Source organism: Polaribacter gangjinensis (genome assembly GCF_038024125.1).
In the GTDB taxonomy this organism is placed as follows: domain Bacteria; phylum Bacteroidota; class Bacteroidia; order Flavobacteriales; family Flavobacteriaceae; genus Polaribacter; species Polaribacter gangjinensis.
Map to the genome: position 1 here is coordinate 1,071,288 of NZ_CP150662.1, position 15,590 is coordinate 1,086,877.

Below are 15,590 nucleotides of genomic sequence, written 5' to 3' on the forward strand. Positions count from 1 at the left end.
TTTGAAACTACCAACTAAAAACTATCAACCATTAACTATAAAAAATTATTCTTCTAATCTTACGTCTAAGCCCAAACCTCTCAATTCGTGCATTAATACGTTAAATGACTCTGGTAAACCTGGTTCTGGCATTGGTTCGCCTTTTACGATAGCTTCGTAAGTTTTAGCTCTACCCATTACATCATCAGATTTTACAGTTAAGATTTCTCTTAGGATACTAGATGCTCCATAAGCCTCTAATGCCCAAACTTCCATCTCTCCAAAACGTTGACCACCAAATTGAGCTTTACCTCCTAAAGGTTGTTGAGTAATTAATGAGTAAGGACCAATAGAACGCGCGTGCATTTTATCATCAATCATGTGTCCTAACTTAATCATATAAATTACCCCAACAGTTGCAGGTTGATCAAAACGTTTTCCAGTACCACCATCATATAGGTAGGTATGACCAAATCTTGGCACGCCTGCTTCATCTGTATATTTGTTGATCTCGTCTAAAGATGCTCCATCAAAAATTGGTGTTGCAAACTTTTTGTCTAATTTTTGACCAGCCCATCCAAGAACTGTTTCATAAATCTGACCAATATTCATACGAGAAGGTACACCTAATGGATTTAAAACAATATCAACTGGTGTTCCGTCTTCTAAGAACGGCATATCTTCTGCTCTTACAATACGAGCAACAATACCTTTGTTTCCATGGCGTCCAGCCATTTTATCACCTACTTTTAATTTACGCTTTTTAGCAATGTAAATTTTGGCAAGTTTTAAAATTCCTGCTGGTAATTCATCCCCAACTGAAATGGTAAATTTCTCACGACGAAGATTTCCTTGCAAGTCATTTACTTTAATTTTGTAGTTGTGAATTAATTCTCCTACTAAAACATTTAAATCATCATCAGTTGTCCAAGAACCTGATAAGTGAACATAATCATCTACAGAGTTTAGCATTTTTTGAGTGTACTTTTTACCTTTTGGCAATACTTCCTCACCCAAATCATTATAGATTCCTTGAGATGTTTTTCCGCTTACTAAGTTGAATAATTTTTCAACTAATTGATCTTTTAGAGCTTCGAATTTTGATATGAAAGATGCCTCTAATGCAGCAACTGCTTCTTTATCTTTAATTCTCTTGTTTTTATCTTTAACAGCTCTTTTGAATAATTTTTTATCAATTACTACTCCTCTTAACGATGGTGAAGCTTTTAATGATGCATCTTTTACATCACCTGCTTTGTCACCAAAAATGGCACGTAATAATTTTTCTTCGGGAGTTGGATCAGATTCTCCTTTTGGTGTGATTTTACCAATTAAGATATCACCAGGATTTACTTCTGCTCCAATACGAATCATTCCGTTTTCATCCAAATCTTTAGTAGCTTCTTCAGAAACGTTCGGAATATCATTCGTTAATTCTTCTGACCCTAATTTGGTATCACGAACATCCAATGAATATTCATCAATATGAATAGACGTAAAAATATCTTCACGAACTACTCTTTCAGAAATTACAATTGCATCCTCGAAGTTGTATCCTTTCCAAGGCATGAAAGCAACTTTCATGTTTCTTCCTAAAGCTAATTCTCCTTGTTGTGTTGCATAGCCTTCACAAAGAACTTGTCCTTCAGTTACTCTATCACCTCTTTTTACAATTGGTTTCAAGTTGATTGATGTTCCTTGGTTGGTTTTTCTGAATTTTATCAAATTATAGGTTACTTCATCAGAATCAAAACTTACTAATTTTTCTTCTTCTGAACGATCGTATTTGATAACAATTTTGTTGGCATCAACGTATTCTACAACTCCTTCTCTTTCAGCATTGATCAAAATACGAGAATCTTTTGCAACTCTTCTTTCTAATCCTGTACCAACAATTGGAGCTTCAGGACGTAATAATGGAACTGCTTGACGCATCATGTTTGATCCCATCAAAGCACGGTTTGCATCATCGTGTTCCAAAAATGGAATTAATGACGCAGAAATCGAAGCAATTTGATTTGGAGCAACGTCCATATAATCAATTACATCTGGAGAAACTACAGGGAAATCTCCTTCTTCACGAGCAATAACTCTATCAGAAACAAAAGTTCCATCAGCATTCAACTCTAAATTTGATTGTGCTATTTTCTTTCCTTCTTCTTCCTCTGCACTTAAATAAATCAAATCATCACCTACAACTGCTCCGTTTTCAACTTTACGGTATGGAGTTTCAATAAATCCTAAATTGTTCACTTTTGCAAAAACAGAAAGTGAAGAAATCAAACCGATATTTGGTCCCTCAGGAGTTTCAATTGGACACAAACGTCCATAATGTGTATAGTGAACGTCACGAACCTCAAAACCTGCTCTTTCTCTTGATAAACCTCCAGGTCCTAATGCAGATAATCTACGTTTGTGGGTAATCTCTGCTAACGGATTTGTTTGATCCATGAACTGAGATAACTGGTTTGTACCAAAGAAAGAATTGATTACTGATGATAATGTTTTAGCATTGATCAAATCGATTGGTGTAAACACTTCGTTATCACGAACGTTCATACGCTCACGAATGGTTCTTGCCATACGTGCTAAACCAACACCAAATTGACCTGCTAATTGTTCACCAACAGTTCTTACACGTCTGTTTGATAAGTGATCAATATCATCCACCTCAGCTTTTGAATTGATTAACTCAATCAAATACTTAATAATGGTAATGATATCAACTCTTGTCAATACTTTCTCATCCATGTTAATATCTAAACCAAGTTTGGTGTTCATTCTAAAACGACCAACTTCGCCTAAATTATAACGTTGTTCAGAGAAAAATAATTTATCAATAATACCTCTTGCAGTTTCCTCATCTGGTGGTTCTGCATTACGTAATTGTCTATAAATATGTTCAACAGCCTCTTTTTCAGAGTTTGTTGGATCTTTTTGTAATGTATTGTGAATAATAGCATAATCTGCTTGCTGATTATCTTCTTTGTGTAACAAGATAGTTTTAGCACCAGATTCTATGATTTCATCTACATGATCTTTATCTAAAATTGTATCACGATCAAAAATGATTTCATTTCTTTCAATTGATACTACTTCACCTGTATCTTCATCCACGAAATCTTCATGCCAAGTTTTTAAAACTCTAGCTGCTAATTTACGTCCTAAAACTTTTTTCAATCCAGCTTTAGAAACTTTTACTTCTTCTGCAAGATCAAAAATTTCTAAAATATCTTTATCTCTTTCAAAACCAATGGCTCTGAATAATGTGGTTACTGGTAATTTTTTCTTTCTATCAATGTAAGCATACATTACTTGATTAATATCTGTTGCAAACTCGATCCAAGAACCTTTAAAAGGAATTACCCTAGCTGAGTACAACTTTGTTCCATTTGCATGGAAAGATTGACCAAAAAATACACCTGGAGATCTGTGTAATTGAGAAACAACAACACGCTCAGCACCATTGATAACAAAGGTACCTGAGTTTGTCATATAAGGAATTGTACCAAGATAGACATCTTGAACAATAGTTTCGAAATCTTCGTGCTCTGGGTCTGTACAAAATAATTTTAGACGTGCTTTTAACGGCACACTGTATGTTAAACCTCTTTCAATACATTCTTGAATACTGTATCTAGGAGGATCAACGAAATAATCTAAAAATTCGAGTACAAATTGATTTCTTGTGTCTGTAATTGGAAAGTTATCCATGAAGGTTTTGTACAAACCTTCTTCACCTCTTTCTTCTGCTTTAGTTTGAAGTTGGAAAAAATCTTGGAAAGATTTAACCTGAATATCCAAAAAGTCTGGATATTCTTTAATCATTTGAGAAGTTGCGAAGTTGATTCTTTCAGTAGTGTTTTTCGTTGCCAAAAGAGAATATATTTTTGATTAAAATCTGAATTAAAATAAAGAACGAATATATACACAAAATGGTTTAGGACTAAAACCTGCGTTTTAGTACCTAAACCTAAATTTGTTTTCCCGCTTTAAAAAATAAAGCGGGATAAGTGATTACTTAAGCTCTACTACAGCTCCAGCTTCTTCTAAAGCTACTTTAAGGCTGTTAGCCTCATCTTTAGAAACGCCTTCTTTTACTGGTGCAGGAGCACTATCAACAACACCTTTAGCTTCTTTCAATCCTAAACCAGTTAATTCTTTAACCAATTTAACAACTGCTAATTTAGAAGCACCAGCGTCTTTTAAGATAACTGTGAATTCTGTTTGCTCTTCAGCTTCAGCTGTTTCTCCACCACCTGCTGCAGGACCTGCTGCTACTGCTACTGCTGCTGCTGCTGGCTCAATACCATACTCGTCTTTTAAAATTTTAGCTAATTCGTTAACTTCTTTTACTGTTAAGTTAACTAATTGCTCTGCGAAATCTTTTAAATCTGCCATTTTAATTGTTTTTAAAAATTTTTGTTTATTATAGTTTATTTGTGCGCTTAATTATTTTTCAGATAATGTTTTAACAATTCCTGAAAGTTTTTGTCCACCAGATTGCAACGCTGAAACAACGTTTTTCGCTGGCGATTGTAATAATCCAATAAGTTCTCCAAGTAGTTGATCTTTTGATTTAATTTCAATAAGAGCATCTAATTGATCATCACCAATGTAAACAGATTCTTCTGCAAATGCACCTTTTAAAATAGGTTTATTTTTAGTTTTCTTTCTGAATTCCTTGATTAGTTTTGCAGGAGCATTTGAAGACTCTGCAATCATTATGGATGTATTGCCTTTTAATACTGATGGTAATGCTCCAAAATCCTTGTCTGAAGCTTCCATTGCTTTCGCTAGTAATGTATTTTTTACAACTGATAATTGGATTCCTGCTTTAAAACAAGCTCTACGTAAGTTAGAGGTTGTTAATGCATCCATTCCAGAAATATCTGCTAGATAAATTGTATTTGTATCTGCTAATGTTGTAGTTAAATCTTGTATTACTTGTGATTTCTCTTCTCTAGTCATAATTCTAAGTTTTAACGTATTAAACAGTTTTAACATCAACAATTACAGCAGGACTCATTGTACTAGAAATATGGATACTTCTTAAATACGTTCCTTTTGCAGTGGTTGGTTTCAATTTAATAACAGTTTGTAAAATTTCTTTTGCGTTTTCTGCAATTTTCTCAGCATCAAAAGATACTTTTCCTATTGCAGCATGAACGATACCAGTTTTATCAACTTTAAAATCGATTTTCCCAGCTTTCACCTCTTGAACTGCTTTTGCAACATCCATTGTTACAGTACCAGTTTTTGGGTTTGGCATTAAACCTCTAGGACCTAAAATTCTTCCTAAAGGACCTAATTTACCCATTACACTTGGTAATGTAATAATAACATCAACATCGGTCCAACCGTTTTTAATTTTTTGAAGATATTCATCTAATCCAACATAATCAGCGCCAGCTTCTTTAGCTTCTGCTTCTTTATCTGGAGTAACTAATGCTAAAACTTTTACGTCTTTACCTGTTCCATGAGGAAGTGTAACAACACCTCTCACCATTTGATTTGCTTTTCTTGGGTCAACACCTAAACGAATTGCAATATCTACTGATGCATCAAACTTTACATTAGTAATTTCTTTGACTAGCGATGAAGCTGCTGCCAAATCATAAGATTTAGACTTATCAATTTTTGCGTGAGCTTCTTTTTGCTTTTTTGTTAATTTTGCCATTTTACTACTTTTTTATAAAGATTAATTTGGTGCAACACCAGTTACTGTTAATCCCATAGAACGAGCTGTACCTGCAATCATTTTCATTGCTGAAGTCAATTCAAAAGCATTTAAATCTGCCATTTTGTCTTCTGCGATAACTTTGATTTGATCCCAAGTAACAGATGCTACTTTCTTTCTATTTGGTTCACCCGAACCACTTTTGACCTTGGCTGCTTCTAGTAATTGTAATGCTGCAGGAGCTGTTTTGGTAACAAATTCAAATGATTTGTCTTTGTAAACAGTAATCACAACAGGAACAACTTTTCCTTGTTTGTCTTGCGTTCTTGCATTGAACTGTTTACAGAATTCCATAATGTTAACTCCAGCAGATCCTAAAGCAGGTCCAACCGGTGGCGATGGATTCGCTGCACCTCCCTTTACTTGTAATCTAACTAATTTACTAATTTCCTTTGCCATTATAAAAATGTTTAGTGACCTGTTTTAAAATTGGAAGCTAAAAAACAAATCGGTATATAATATGTAACACTTATATCTTTTCTACTTGCATATAACTCAATTCTAATGGTGTTTTTCTTCCAAAAATCTTTACCATTACTTCAAGTTTTCGCTTTTCTTCATTTACTTTTTCAATAGTACCATCAAAACCGTTGAATGGTCCATCAATAACTTTTACTGTTTCTCCTACATTAAAAGGAATCGCAATATTTTCATCTTGTACAGAAAGTTCATCAACTTTACCAAGCATTCTATTAACTTCTGATCTTCTCATTGGAACAGGATCACCGCCTTTTGTTTCTCCAAGAAAACCAATCACTCCAGTAATAGATCTAATTACGTGAGGAACTTCTCCAGATAGATTTGCTTCTATCATGATATATCCAGGAAAATAAACTTTTTCTCTATTTACCTTTTTCCCATTTCTAATTTGAACAACTTTTTCTGTAGGAACAATTACTTGACTTACAAAATCAGATAATCCAACTCTTGAAATTTCAGTTTCAATGTAAGATTTTACTTTGTTCTCTTGTCCGCCAATAGCTCTAACAACATACCATTTCATTACAGAATCAGTCATAATCTTATTTTCTTAAAATAATTTAAAAAAGTTATCTAATCCAGTTTGAAAAACAAAATCAATACCAGCAACTGCCAATGCAAATAAAATCGTAAAAACAGCAACAGTAACTGTTGTTTTTTGAGCATCTTCTTTTGATATCCAAGTCATATTGTTATTTAACTCGTCAAAAGAATCTTTGATATATTGTATAAAGTTCATGTTACTTTTATTTTGCACGGGTTGAGGGACTCGAACTCTCGACACCTGGTTTTGGAGACCAGTGCTCTACCAACTGAGCTAAACCCGTTTCTTAATCATTAATAGAGGTGTTCCGTAAAAAACGGAACACCTTCATATTTTAAGTGAAAAACTAAAAAATTAGTCTAAAATCTCAGTTACCTGACCAGCTCCAACTGTTCTACCACCTTCACGGATTGCAAAACGTAAACCTACGTTTAATGCGATTGGTTGAAGAAGATCGACGTTAATTGTTAAGTTATCACCAGGCATTACCATTTCAACACCAGCTGGTAATGTAATAGTACCTGTAACGTCTGTTGTTCTTACATAGAACTGTGGACGATAGTTATTGTGGAATGGCGTGTGACGACCACCTTCTTCTTTTTTAAGAACGTAAACTTCAGCTTTAAATTTAGCATGAGGTTTTACTGAACCTGGCTTACAAATAACCATTCCTCTTTTGATATCTTCTTTTGCAATACCTCTTAATAAGATACCAGCATTATCTCCTGCTTCACCTCTATCAAGGATTTGACGGAACATTTCGATACCAGTAATAGTAGAAGTTAATTTCTCAGCACCCATACCAATAATTTCTACTGGATCACCAGTTTTAGCAATACCTGTTTCGATACGACCTGTAGCAACAGTTCCACGACCAGTAATAGAGAATACGTCTTCGATTGGCATTAAGAAAGGCTTATCCATATCACGAACTGGCTCTTCAATCCAAGAATCACAAGCATCCATTAATTCCATAACAGTATCAACCCATTTTGCTTCACCATTTAAAGCACCTAAAGCAGAACCTTGGATAACAGGACCATTATCTCCATCATACTCATAGAAAGACAACAATTCTCTTACCTCCATGTCAACCAACTCTAAAAGCTCTTCATCATCAACCATGTCAACTTTATTCAAGAAAACAACCATACGTGGAATACCTACTTGGCGACCTAATAAGATGTGCTCTCTAGTTTGTGGCATTGGACCATCTGTTGCAGCAACTACTAAAATAGCACCGTCCATTTGAGCAGCACCAGTTACCATGTTTTTAACGTAATCCGCGTGACCTGGACAGTCAACGTGAGCATAGTGACGATTAGCTGTTTGATATTCTACGTGAGAAGTGTTGATTGTAATACCTCTTTCTTTTTCTTCTGGAGCGTTATCAATTTGATCAAAAGATTTTGCTTCAGAATATCCTTTATCAGCTAATACTTTAGTGATAGCTGCTGTTAAGGTAGTTTTACCGTGATCTACGTGTCCGATTGTACCAATATTTAAGTGTGGTTTCGAACGGTCAAAAGTTCCTTTTGCCATAATATTTAATTTTAATTCTTAAGTTATATTTAGTGTCTAATAATACTCTTGTAAATGCTCTATGAGCCAATGACGGGATTTGAACCCGTGACCTCATCCCTACCAAGGATGCGCTCTACCAACTGAGCTACACCGGCTTTTGTTGGAATTAATTTCGAGCGAGAGACCGGGTTCGAACCGGCGACATTCAGCTTGGAAGGCTGAAGCTCTACCAACTGAGCTACTCTCGCAATATTTTTTTTGTGGGGAGAGCAGGATTCGAACCTGCGAAGTCGTAAAACAACGGAGTTACAGTCCGTCCCATTTGGCCGCTCTGGAATCTCCCCTAAAAAAGATAAATCTCACTATGTAAATGAACTTTATTTTTTTGAGCCGATAGAGGGACTCGAACCCACGACCTGCTGATTACAAATCAGCTGCTCTAGCCAGCTGAGCTACATCGGCTTTTTTACAAAAAAACAATCCGCTATTTCTAACGGATTGCAAATGTATAAAGTTTTTTTTATTTCGAGAAACTTTTTGTAATAATTTTTATTTTTTTATGAAATCAAAGAATCCCTTGTTTTTTCTTTAGATTTTTTTAGTTGTCTTTTCAGTGAATCTATAGCTAAATTGATACCTTCTTCAAAAGTTTTGGTTTCTCTTTTTACAATCAACTCACTTCCGGGAATGTTTAATTTTATCTCTATTATTTTATTTTCCTTGTCGCTGGTGTTTTGAACTTTTAAAAATACTTCGGCATCAACAATTTTATCGTGAAACTTTACCAATTGATTTGCCTTTTTTTCTACATACTTAATTAAATCTTTGTCTGCATTAAAGTTTACTGATTGAGTGAATACTTTCATAAGATATTATTTTTTTAAACTCCTAGGGTGAGCTTGATTATACACTTTTTTAATAACTTCAAGACTATTGTGTGTGTAGACTTGAGTGGAGGCTAAACTTGAATGCCCTAGTAATTCTTTAACCGAATTTAAATTTGCACCTTCATTTAACAAATGTGTCGCAAATGAATGCCTTAAAATATGAGGACTTTTTTTTGTCTTTGTTGAGACATTACTAAAGTACGAATTTATAACTCCGTATACAAGTGATTTGCTTAATTTATTTCCATTTTCAGTTATCAATAATTCCTCTGCACCTTCTGAAAATTCATCTCTTAAAATTTGATATTGTTTTATCTTTGCAATGACTGATTCTAATAACGGAACAAATCGTTCTTTATTTCTCTTTCCAAGAACTTTTACTGTTTTATTACCAAAATCAATATCGCTTTCCTTTATATGAATTAATTCAGATTTTCTGACGCCTGTTGAATATAAGAGTTCTATAATTAATTTATTTCTAATCAATTTGAAATCGGAGTTTTCTGACACACTGTTTATGGCATCATTAATTTCTTTTACACTAAATGGTATTTGTAACTTATTAACTGATTTTAGCGATTTGTGTTTTGAAAGTGGATTTATTTCAATTTGGTGAGTTTTCTGCAAAAACTTGTAAAAAGAATTTAAAGAGGTTATTTTACGATTGATACTCCTATTTGATATCTTTTGATGTACCAAATTCACAATCCAACTTCGGATTATTGGATATTCTACTTCTGATAAATTATTGACATTGAAATCTGTTTCACAAAAATCCTTAAAAGCTAACAAATCCGTTTTGTAAGCAGATATTGTATTTATTGAATACTTTTTTTCAAGAAACAAATATTCGAGAAATGAATCAATCAAAATTTAAAAGTTTTGGTTTCTGTAAATTTACAAAATTTCAATCAAAAAAAAACTCGTATCAAAATATTGATACGAGTTTTTGTTCATTTTAGTAAGTTACTAACCTATTTCTTCTTGTGTTCTTAATCTTTGAACGTAAGAGGCTTTAATTTTTTGAGCTCTCTTTGCTACTGAAGGTTTTGTAAAGTTTTTATTGTTACGCAAAAGTTTCATCGTTTTTGTACGATCGTATTTACGTTTGTAACGTTTTAAAGCTCTATCTATATTCTCTCCTTCTTTTACTGGTATAATTAACATAAGTTAGCACCTCCCTTCATACGTATCTTTTATATTTTAAACAGATTTACTGTTGTTATTTAAATTTTGGTTTGCAAAGGTACAATTAATTTTGATTTTAGAATTAAGAATCAAGTTTTTTTTCAAATTCAGCATTTTAAATCTCTGAATTCATTTAAGTTGCTGGCTTATACTCTTTACTATCAATAACCATTTTTGCGATAATCTCTTTCAAGATTTCAGAAGTACCTCCTCCTATTGGGCCTAATCTGCTATCGCGAAACAATCGTGCCATTGGATAATCTTCCATATAACCATAACCTCCTAATAATTGAAGTGCATCATAAATTACTTCATCAGCCATTTTGGTTGATAACAACTTAGACATGCTTGCTTCTTTCACCACATATTGACCGTCATTCAATCGTTTCGCAATGGAATAATTATACTCTTTACACATATCAACCTGACTTGCTATTTCTGCAATTTTATGCCTTAATGCCTGAAATTGATCAATTGTCTTACCAAAAGCAACTCGCTCTTTCATATAATGAATAGCATAATCTAAGGCAAATTCTGCTCTTGCATGTGCATTAATTCCCATAATTAAACGTTCTAATGCAAAATGTTGCATGATATAAGGAAAGCCTTTTCCTTCTTCACCTAATAAATTTTCAGCAGGAATCTTTACATTATCAAAAGCGATTTCTCCAGTATCAGAAGCTCTCCAACCCAATTTATTCAATTTGGTTGCTGAAATTCCTTTTGTATTTCTATCAACAACAAAAATGCTGATTCCTTTATATTTATCAGAAGGATCTGTTTTTGCAGCAATTATCAAATAATCAGAGTACACTCCATTTGTGATGAATGTTTTTGAACCATTCAATATATAATGATCTCCATTTTTGATGGCTGTTGAACGCATTCCTGCAACATCACTTCCTCCAAAAGGCTCTGTAATACACAAACAACCAATCATATCACCCTCAACACTTGGTACTAAATATTTTTGTTTGATGGCTTCGCTTCCTTCTTTATTTAAATGTGTCATTGCTAGATATTCGTGTGCCCACATTGCGGCTGCAAATCCACCTGAATTTACTTTTTGTAATTCTTCTAAAAAAATTACAGTGTAAAAAAGATCTAAATCTAAACCACCATATTCCTGTGGAGTTGACAATCCGAAATAACCCATTTCTCCAAATTTCTTCCAAATGAAGCGTTCAATTGTTCCTGTTTGTTCCCATTTTTCGATGTGAGGAACTACTTCTTTCTGCAAAAAATCTTTAAAACTCGCACGAAATGCGTGATGTTCTTCTGTAAAGTACATGCTATTCATTTGATAAAATTGAATTAATTATTCAGCGTGCAAATATAAGACTAATCTATTGTATATATCTAATGGAAAATCCTTGATATTTTTTAATTCTGATATTTGTTGAATTTCAGCTACCTCGTCTTTGTAATCAAAAATTTTCCTGCAAAGTTCATAATTCATATATGGAATTCGCAATAACTCTTTGAAAGATAATGAATTAATATTAACAGTTTTGATAATTGGTTTTTGTTTGATAATAAAGGTTTCTAGGGTTTTATCTGCAATTTCTTTTTGTAAACCCCAAACTTCATACAATTGTTCTTTGAAAGTAAATCCTTGTAATTTAGAACGATACTGAATAATACGTTCTGCTATTTTTTCTCCAATTCCTGAAATGTATTGCAAATCTGTTGCAGTTGCTTTATTTAGATCGTTGGTTGACAAATCACTTTTTGCTGTTTTCTTGTAGTTTTGATACGTGAATTTCTCTGAAAATGAATTTTCTTTTTGATGTGAATTTTGCTTTTCTACCCAATCAGGAAACTTGAAAAATGGTGCAATTTTCGCCAACAAACTGTCTGAAATCTTTGTTACTTTTTGAAAATCATTTTTTGAATTGATAAATTTCCCTGTTTTTCTGAAAGCTAGCAGTCTATCAATTTCTTCTAAAGACATGCCTAATTGTTCGCCTTTAAAATCGGTAATATAATTGGGATTGAAAGGAAATATTTTAGGTTTTCTATTTTCGATAGCAATCATTTTCAAACTATCTATTTGATGCTGAAATGCCAGAACTTCAGGAGTTTTTTTGGCTATTTTTTCTTCGGATGAAAAAACATCTAGAAAAATGAATGCTTGAAGGCAAATGATGAGAATTGCCAATAAAAAAATCCCATTTTTTTGGCTTTTGTGGTACCAGAAATGGGATGTAAAATTTATCATTTTAAGAAAATTACATGTGTTTTGTCACATCAATAGCTCCCTCTTCAATTGCTTCTTTTTTAATTGAAATTGCATTCAAATAGCGATTCATTTCTTGCTTTACTTTTGGATAAAGGAAAAATAAACCAATCATATTTGGAAATACCAGTGCCAAAATCATAGCATCTGAGAATTTAATAACCGCATCTAAAGTTGCTCCTGCTCCAATGACAACAAAAACTAAGAATAATAATTTATAAACTATATCAGCTGTTTTGGTTTTTCCAAATAAAAATTTCCAAGCTTGTAAACCGTAGTAAGACCATGAAATCATCGTTGAAAAAGCAAATAAAACAATGGCAATAGTTAGTATATAAGAAAAATGAGGAATCACAGAATCAAAAGCCATAGAAGTTAAATCTACCCCTCCTATAGAACGCCCATCAGCGTTTAAAATTACACTACTTGTTTCTGCACTGTAATTGAATACACTTTGAACATTTGTACCATCAATATTGAAAAACACAATAACAAGTGCAGTCATTGTACAAATCACAACGGTATCAATAAAAGGTTCTAAAAGCGCCACAACACCTTCTGATGCTGGATATTTAGTTCTTACAGCTGAGTGTGCAATTGCAGCTGAACCTGCACCTGCTTCGTTTGAAAATGCCGCTCTTTGAAAACCAACAATCAATACTCCAACTAAACCACCCAATCCAGCCATTGGCGTAAAAGCTCCTTCAAAAATAATGGTAAATGCCAAGCCAATATCGCTAAAGTTAGCAATAATAATGACTAATGAAGCTAAGATGTAAATCCCTGCCATAAAAGGGACTATTTTTTCAGTAATTTTTGCAATTCTTTTAATTCCACCAATAATCACAATTCCGACTAAAATTGCCAAACAAATTCCGATAATCACACCGTCAGAACCAGAATTTAATTTTAATAATGAGCTAATTTGAACTGCTGCTTGATTTGATTGAAATGCATTACCTCCACCAAAAGAAGCACCAACACAAAGCACAGCAAAAAGAACCCCTAATATTTTACCAAAAGTTGTAAAACCTCTTTCTTTCAAACCTTTAGACAAGTAGTACATTGGCCCTCCATAAACTGTACCATCAGGTCCAACATCTCTATATTTAACTCCTAAAGTACATTCAACAAATTTGGTTGACATTCCTAACAAACCACAAATAATCATCCAAAAAGTGGCACCTGGACCTCCTAAACCGATAGCTACTGCCACTCCTGCAATATTCCCCAATCCCACTGTTCCTGATACAGCTGTTGCTAGAGCTTGAAAATGAGAAACCTCACCATGAGCACTTTCATCACGAATAGTGTCTTTAATATCCTCAACACCTAATGTCTCGTCATTATTATACAATTTATCTACTCCATGCTTTTCAATATCAACATACTTACCTCTTACTGTTCTTATTGCAGTTCCGAATTTTGTAATGCTCGGAAACCTAAAATATATTGTAAAAAAAGTGGCTCCACCAACTAATAAAAGCACTACAAAGGGCACATTGTAAGATCCTAATGGTACTGTTGTTAAAACAAATCCTTCCCACCAAGAAGCGATTGGCATGAATGCATCATTGATTTTTTCATCTAAACCTTTTTCTTGCGAAAAAATAAAAAATGGAGCTACTAAAAATAATAACGATAGAAGTTTTTTCTTCATAATACTATATTCTAAATGATTTTTATGATTCTTAATTGAGCACGCAATATCTTAAAAAAAAGCCCTTATCACAACTTTTTATTACGAAATATCAATTTAATGATAAGATATCTTTAAATCTTCGCAAATCTTCTTCAAAAGTTTGCAGATTTATCCCTAAAATTGATTTGGCTTTTGAGACATCAAAACCCGTTTTTGGCGGTCTTTTTGCTTTTTGATTTAATATATGAGATGATGTTGGCTTGATTAGATTTAAATCCAATTCAAAAACATTGGCTATTTCTTGCACAATTTCAAAAACACTCATCAATTTTGTAGAAGAAATATGAAAAATACCTGTTGCCTGTTTATCAACTGCTAATTTGCACGAAAGCGCTAAATCATCTACAAAAGTTGGCATTCTGAATTGATCGTTAACAATTGTTATTTCTTTTCCATTTTCAAGCATTTCTTTTACCCAAAGTACAATGTTCGTTCTACTCATATCAAACACTTTTCCGTAAACCAAAATAGTTCTTATAATGGTAAAATCGATATTTGATTCTTGTAAAATTTCTTCTGATTTTACTTTTGACCTTCCGTAATAACTCAATGGATTTGCTTTGTCAGTTTCTCTGTAATAGCCCTTTTCACCATCAAATATAAAATCAGTTGATAAATGGATTAAATGACAATTAATGATTTCAGATGTTTCTTTCAACCATTTAACAACATCAATATTTAAAATATCACATGTCTCTTTATAGATTTCACAATCATCTACTTGAGTCATTGCTGCCGTATTTATGATCGCGTCAGGTTTTACTTTTAATAAAGTTTTTTTAAGATTTTCTTCGTCAGTAATATCTATAGAGACATAATTAAAATCAGTTCTTCCGCTCCTATTTTCTCCTTTTGAAAAACCATAAACTTCATAATTGTTTTTTTCTTTAAGCAATAATTTCAATAAAGATTGCCCTAATAATCCATTACTCCCAGTGATTACAATTTTTTTCATTTAAAACAATAATTCAATTTTTTACAAATCAAAAACAGAACTTCTTTTGGTGTAAATTAAATCTTTTAATTTTATTAAAAACGCTAAAGTCAAATAAAATCCAAAAGACAATCCAACTGTGAAAAAAGTCACATAAATAAAATAGATTCGAACATTTTTTGCTCTCATTCCCAACCTATCAGCCAATCTTGTGAAAACGCCAAAACCATGACGTTCAAAAAAATAGCGGATAGAATGCATAAAATTCATAATATTTCTTTTGGATGCAAGATAGTACAATCCATTTATTTGTTGATTATTTTTCATTTAAAATTGATTTTATATTAAGTAACTTTGCGTTTTTCTTTAAAAA

At 32.9% G+C, this 15,590-nt stretch carries 16 protein-coding genes and 5 tRNA genes; all 21 read right to left on the bottom strand.

Annotation, left to right across the window (positions count from 1 at the left end; all coding sequences use genetic code 11):
- Positions 1-45: 45 nt before the first annotated feature.
- The 21 genes from rpoB to WHA43_RS04815 all read right to left on the bottom strand — a co-directional run bounded on the left by rpoB (position 46) and on the right by WHA43_RS04815 (position 15,487).
- Entirely contained in the window at positions 46-3,855 is a 3,810-nt protein-coding gene (rpoB, locus tag WHA43_RS04715; RefSeq protein WP_105045967.1) for a DNA-directed RNA polymerase subunit beta, read from the bottom strand.
- A gap of 141 nt (positions 3,856-3,996) precedes the next feature.
- Positions 3,997-4,380, bottom strand: a complete 384-nt coding sequence (gene rplL / locus WHA43_RS04720; RefSeq protein WP_105045968.1) for a 50S ribosomal protein L7/L12 — start codon at positions 4,378-4,380, stop codon at positions 3,997-3,999.
- Positions 4,381-4,431: 51 nt separating this feature from the next.
- Positions 4,432-4,950 carry a 50S ribosomal protein L10 gene (rplJ, locus tag WHA43_RS04725; protein ID WP_105047293.1) on the bottom strand — a complete coding sequence of 173 codons (519 nt, stop codon included), beginning with the start codon at positions 4,948-4,950 and terminating at the stop codon, positions 4,432-4,434.
- A 19-nt stretch (positions 4,951-4,969) separates the two neighbouring features.
- Positions 4,970-5,659 (bottom strand): 50S ribosomal protein L1, encoded by a 690-nt coding sequence (gene rplA / locus WHA43_RS04730; protein ID WP_105045969.1) that lies wholly within the window; start codon positions 5,657-5,659, stop codon positions 4,970-4,972.
- A 21-nt stretch (positions 5,660-5,680) separates the two neighbouring features.
- Positions 5,681-6,118, bottom strand: coding sequence for a 50S ribosomal protein L11 (gene rplK, locus WHA43_RS04735; RefSeq protein WP_105045970.1), 438 nt, complete (start codon positions 6,116-6,118; stop codon positions 5,681-5,683).
- Between the two features lie 70 nt (positions 6,119-6,188).
- A complete protein-coding gene (nusG, locus tag WHA43_RS04740) occupies positions 6,189-6,737 on the bottom strand; it encodes a transcription termination/antitermination protein NusG (RefSeq protein ID WP_105045971.1) in 549 nt (182 codons plus the stop codon).
- 12 nt (positions 6,738-6,749) lie between these two features.
- On the bottom strand, positions 6,750-6,938 hold the full coding sequence (secE, locus tag WHA43_RS04745; protein WP_105045972.1) for a preprotein translocase subunit SecE: 189 nt from the start codon (positions 6,936-6,938) through the stop codon (positions 6,750-6,752).
- A 15-nt stretch (positions 6,939-6,953) separates the two neighbouring features.
- Positions 6,954-7,026, bottom strand: a tRNA-Trp gene (locus WHA43_RS04750).
- Positions 7,027-7,097: 71 nt separating this feature from the next.
- The gene (tuf, locus tag WHA43_RS04755) at positions 7,098-8,285 is read right to left on the bottom strand and encodes an elongation factor Tu (RefSeq protein ID WP_105045973.1); all 1,188 of its coding nucleotides are present in this window, start codon (positions 8,283-8,285) and stop codon (positions 7,098-7,100) included.
- A 64-nt stretch (positions 8,286-8,349) separates the two neighbouring features.
- Positions 8,350-8,422, bottom strand: a tRNA-Thr gene (locus WHA43_RS04760).
- A 20-nt stretch (positions 8,423-8,442) separates the two neighbouring features.
- Positions 8,443-8,515 (bottom strand) — tRNA-Gly (locus WHA43_RS04765).
- 13 nt (positions 8,516-8,528) lie between these two features.
- Positions 8,529-8,611, bottom strand: a tRNA-Tyr gene (locus WHA43_RS04770).
- Between the two features lie 44 nt (positions 8,612-8,655).
- Positions 8,656-8,729 (bottom strand) — tRNA-Thr (locus WHA43_RS04775).
- Positions 8,730-8,824: 95 nt separating this feature from the next.
- On the bottom strand, positions 8,825-9,133 hold the full coding sequence (gene hpf, locus WHA43_RS04780) for a ribosome hibernation-promoting factor, HPF/YfiA family (protein ID WP_105045974.1): 309 nt from the start codon (positions 9,131-9,133) through the stop codon (positions 8,825-8,827).
- A gap of 6 nt (positions 9,134-9,139) precedes the next feature.
- Positions 9,140-10,024, bottom strand: coding sequence for a tyrosine-type recombinase/integrase (locus WHA43_RS04785; RefSeq protein ID WP_105045975.1), 885 nt, complete (start codon positions 10,022-10,024; stop codon positions 9,140-9,142).
- Positions 10,025-10,123: 99 nt separating this feature from the next.
- Complete coding sequence (rpsU, locus tag WHA43_RS04790; protein ID WP_105045976.1) at positions 10,124-10,321, bottom strand: 30S ribosomal protein S21; 198 nt, start codon at positions 10,319-10,321, stop codon at positions 10,124-10,126.
- 154 nt (positions 10,322-10,475) lie between these two features.
- A complete protein-coding gene (locus WHA43_RS04795; RefSeq protein ID WP_105045977.1) occupies positions 10,476-11,642 on the bottom strand; it encodes an acyl-CoA dehydrogenase family protein in 1,167 nt (388 codons plus the stop codon).
- A gap of 18 nt (positions 11,643-11,660) precedes the next feature.
- On the bottom strand, positions 11,661-12,503 hold the full coding sequence (locus WHA43_RS04800) for a helix-hairpin-helix domain-containing protein (protein ID WP_226742848.1): 843 nt from the start codon (positions 12,501-12,503) through the stop codon (positions 11,661-11,663).
- Between the two features lie 70 nt (positions 12,504-12,573).
- Complete coding sequence (locus tag WHA43_RS04805; RefSeq protein WP_105045979.1) at positions 12,574-14,241, bottom strand: alanine/glycine:cation symporter family protein; 1,668 nt, start codon at positions 14,239-14,241, stop codon at positions 12,574-12,576.
- Between the two features lie 91 nt (positions 14,242-14,332).
- Positions 14,333-15,238, bottom strand: a complete 906-nt coding sequence (locus tag WHA43_RS04810) for an SDR family oxidoreductase (RefSeq protein WP_105045980.1) — start codon at positions 15,236-15,238, stop codon at positions 14,333-14,335.
- A 21-nt stretch (positions 15,239-15,259) separates the two neighbouring features.
- The gene (locus tag WHA43_RS04815) at positions 15,260-15,487 is read right to left on the bottom strand and encodes a PspC domain-containing protein (protein WP_170039640.1); all 228 of its coding nucleotides are present in this window, start codon (positions 15,485-15,487) and stop codon (positions 15,260-15,262) included.
- Positions 15,488-15,590: the final 103 nt, after the last annotated feature.

What these genes read in the sequence shown, in the direction of transcription:
- WHA43_RS04810 (WP_105045980.1), bottom strand. Translation starts at nt 15,238, where the DNA reads ATGAAAAAAATTGTAATCACTGGGAGTAATGGATTATTAGGGCAATCT.
- WHA43_RS04795 (WP_105045977.1), bottom strand. Translation starts at nt 11,642, where the DNA reads ATGAATAGCATGTACTTTACAGAAGAACATCACGCATTTCGTGCGAGT.
- secE (WP_105045972.1), bottom strand. Translation starts at nt 6,938, where the DNA reads ATGAACTTTATACAATATATCAAAGATTCTTTTGACGAGTTAAATAAC.
- rpsU (WP_105045976.1), bottom strand. Translation starts at nt 10,321, where the DNA reads ATGTTAATTATACCAGTAAAAGAAGGAGAGAATATAGATAGAGCTTTA.
- WHA43_RS04805 (WP_105045979.1), bottom strand. Translation starts at nt 14,241, where the DNA reads ATGAAGAAAAAACTTCTATCGTTATTATTTTTAGTAGCTCCATTTTTT.
- rplJ (WP_105047293.1), bottom strand. Translation starts at nt 4,950, where the DNA reads ATGACTAGAGAAGAGAAATCACAAGTAATACAAGATTTAACTACAACA.
- nusG (WP_105045971.1), bottom strand. Translation starts at nt 6,737, where the DNA reads ATGACTGATTCTGTAATGAAATGGTATGTTGTTAGAGCTATTGGCGGA.
- rplA (WP_105045969.1), bottom strand. Translation starts at nt 5,659, where the DNA reads ATGGCAAAATTAACAAAAAAGCAAAAAGAAGCTCACGCAAAAATTGAT.
- rplK (WP_105045970.1), bottom strand. Translation starts at nt 6,118, where the DNA reads ATGGCAAAGGAAATTAGTAAATTAGTTAGATTACAAGTAAAGGGAGGT.
- hpf (WP_105045974.1), bottom strand. Translation starts at nt 9,133, where the DNA reads ATGAAAGTATTCACTCAATCAGTAAACTTTAATGCAGACAAAGATTTA.
- WHA43_RS04815 (WP_170039640.1), bottom strand. Translation starts at nt 15,487, where the DNA reads ATGAATTTTATGCATTCTATCCGCTATTTTTTTGAACGTCATGGTTTT.
- tuf (WP_105045973.1), bottom strand. Translation starts at nt 8,285, where the DNA reads ATGGCAAAAGGAACTTTTGACCGTTCGAAACCACACTTAAATATTGGT.
- rplL (WP_105045968.1), bottom strand. Translation starts at nt 4,380, where the DNA reads ATGGCAGATTTAAAAGATTTCGCAGAGCAATTAGTTAACTTAACAGTA.